Raw genomic sequence first — 2862 nt, forward strand, 5'->3', positions numbered from 1 at the left:
TGCCAGGTTATTTATCGTGGAGAAGCGCAATGACACCTTTTCATTTCACCGCCGGCAAGATTCCGCTGCTGGTCAGCATTCCGCACGCCGGTACGCAATTAACGCCAGAAGTGGACGCCGGCCTGAGCGACGCGGCGCGCGGCCTGCCAGATACCGATTGGCACTTGCCGCTGCTGTACGATTTTGTGCGCGATCTTGGTGCCAGCGTGTTGATTGGTCACTATTCGCGTTTTGTAATCGATCTCAATCGTCCGGCGGATAATCAGCCGCTCTACACCACGGCGACCACCGGTTTGTATCCGGAAACCTTGTTTGACGGCAGCCCAACTTTTGCAGCGGGCAAAACGCCGAGCGCCGAAGTGCGTCAGGGTTATCTGGACACCATCTGGCAACCGTATCACCAGCAGCTACAGCAGGAGCTGGCGCGGTTGAAAGCGCAGCAGGGTTACGCGCTGCTGTTTGATGCGCACTCAATCGCCTCGGTGATCCCGCGCCTGTTTGAGGGACGTTTGCCGGATCTCAACATCGGGACCAACGATGGTGCCAGTTGTTCAACGGCGGTGATCGAGGCGATTAAGCAAGTTTGCAGCGAGCAGCAAGATTACAGCTGGATCGCGAATGGGCGCTTTAAAGGCGGCTATATCACCCGCGCTTACGGCCAGCCGGAGCAGGGCGTGCAGGCGGTGCAGCTGGAGCTGGCGCAGCTCAATTATATGGATGAAACTCCGCCGTTTGCCTGGCAGCAGGATCGCGCTGCGCAGTTGCAGAAGGTGCTGAAACCGTTGATGCAGGCGTTTCTTGCAGCGGGTAAACCCCAATAAAACCACATTCGTAGGGTCGCCATTCATGGTGACCTTACGCTGTGCGTCCATTTAGACGGTCGCCATTAATGGCGACCCTACCATGCACCATCGCAATGCATTCTCTGCTACATCACAGTGCAATATTACGTCCATCCCGTGACAATCCCCTGATTTTGCGGCTTTGCCGATTTGGCATAGCGCTTGCTAGGTTGTATGTACAAGTAAAGACCACGCAGCGATTATCAATTTTTATACTGGCTGGCTCACAAAAAGCTTATGCCGACAATGATCTGCCGCACGCTAACTTGTATATACATGAAAGGTCATCTGCAAATATTGCACAAGCAGAGACTGACAAACTCGATTAATTGCCAGGAGAAGCCGCATGACGCACCGTGTTCAGATTCGCCGTTTTTGCCTCACGACCCTGTTTGCCAGCCTGATGATGAGCGGCATTGCCGTACAGGCGAAAGAGTGGAAATCGATCACCATCGCTACCGAAGGCAGCTATGAACCCTGGAACCTGACGCTGCCGGGCGGCAAGTTAGGCGGCTTTGAACCTGAACTGATGGAAGACCTGTGCAAGCGCATGGGCATTCAGTGCAAGCTGGTGGTGCAGAACTGGGACGGCATGATCGCCGGCCTCAACGCCGGTAAATATGACGTGATCATGGATGCGATTGTCATCACGCCGGACCGTAAAAAAGTGGTCAACTTCACCACGCCATATGCCTCAACGCCTGCCACTTTCATCACCACCAAAGACAATCCGCTGCTGCCTGCCGACCACAACATCATCAAGCTGCATGACGATGAGAAAGAGATCAACGCGGCAATTGCTCCGCTGAAAGCGGCGTTGAAGGGTAAAACCATTGGTATCGCCTCCGGCACGGTTTACACGCCATTTATCGATAAGTACTTCAAAGGCGATGCCGACGTACGTGAATACACCTCGTCGGCGGATGCGATGCTCGATCTGCAATCGGGCCGTATCGATGCGGTGTTCGATGATGTGACCTTTGCGCAATCGATGCTGGCGCGCAAAGAGAACAACAATCTGATCTTCAGCGGTCCACAGCTCGGCGGCCCAATTTGGGGCGAGGGCGAAGCGATGGGCGTGCGCATGGCGGATAACGATCTGAAAGCCAAGCTGGATGAGGCAATTCATGCCGCACTGGCTGACGGCACGGTGAAAAAGCTCAGTGAGAAGTGGTTTAAAACTGACGTAACCCCGTAAGTGAGGTGAAAGATGATGAGCCTGCTGAGTTTTGGTGCTGATGGTTGGGGCCGCCTGATCCTGAGTGCCGCCTGCACCACGCTGCTGCTATCGCTGGTGGCGCTGATGATGGGTGCGGTGGTCGGTTCCGGTGTGGCGGCCGCCAAATTATCGCCTCAGCGCTGGCTGCGCTGGTTGGGTGAAAGCTATTCGGTGGTGTTTCGCGGCATCCCGGAACTGCTGGTGATCTACCTGTTCTATTTTGGCGGATCCGGCCTGATTACGCTGGTTGGGCAGATGTTCGGCGCGGATGGCTTTATCGAAGCGCCGCCGTTCCTGATTGGTGCGCTGGCTATCGGGCTCATCTCTGGATCGTATCAGGGTGAAGTGTATCGCGCGGCGCGCCTGGCGCTGTCGAAAGGCGAGGTGGAAGCTGCGGTGGCGATTGGTATGCCGCGCTGGCGTATCGCGCAACGCATTCTGCTGCCGCAGGTGGTGCGTTATGCGCTGCCGGGCATGTCGAACGTGTGGCAGATGAGCCTGAAAGATTCGGCACTGGTGTCGGTCACCGGCATTGTCGAGCTGATGCGCGCCAGCCAGGTTGCGGCCGGATCCACACGCGATTACTTCACTTTCTATCTGATCGGCGGCGCCTGTTATCTGGTGCTGACGCTGGTGTCTAATCATGCGTTTCGCCGGGCGGAGTCGCGCCTTGGTCGTGCGTGGCAAAGTCGCACTGCGGCACAGCATTAAGGAGCAGCAGCATGATCGACTTCGCTTTTCTCTTTGATACCTTCCTCAAGCTGAGCGCCGCGCTGCCGGTGACGCTTGGCCTGTTTATCA

General features: G+C 56.2%; 3 protein-coding genes and 1 pseudogene. All 4 read left to right on the plus strand.

What is annotated here, in order from left to right:
* Window positions 1-29 precede the first annotated feature (29 nt).
* The gene (gene hutG, locus RTY00_RS22975) at window positions 30-821 is read left to right on the plus strand and encodes an N-formylglutamate deformylase (RefSeq protein WP_312666497.1); all 792 of its coding nucleotides are present in this window, start codon (window positions 30-32) and stop codon (window positions 819-821) included.
* 367 nt (window positions 822-1188) lie between these two features.
* Window positions 1189-2040, plus strand: a complete 852-nt coding sequence (locus tag RTY00_RS22980) for a transporter substrate-binding domain-containing protein (protein ID WP_154192011.1) — start codon at window positions 1189-1191, stop codon at window positions 2038-2040.
* Window positions 2041-2052: 12 nt separating this feature from the next.
* Window positions 2053-2772 (plus strand): ABC transporter permease, encoded by a 720-nt coding sequence (locus RTY00_RS22985; RefSeq protein ID WP_256696021.1) that lies wholly within the window; start codon window positions 2053-2055, stop codon window positions 2770-2772.
* Window positions 2773-2783: 11 nt separating this feature from the next.
* Window positions 2784-2862: pseudogene (locus RTY00_RS22990) on the plus strand (ABC transporter permease); the annotation flags it as partial.

This window comes from Pantoea sp. CTOTU49201 (assembly GCF_032054795.1).
Lineage (GTDB): Bacteria > Pseudomonadota > Gammaproteobacteria > Enterobacterales > Enterobacteriaceae > Pantoea > Pantoea symbiotica.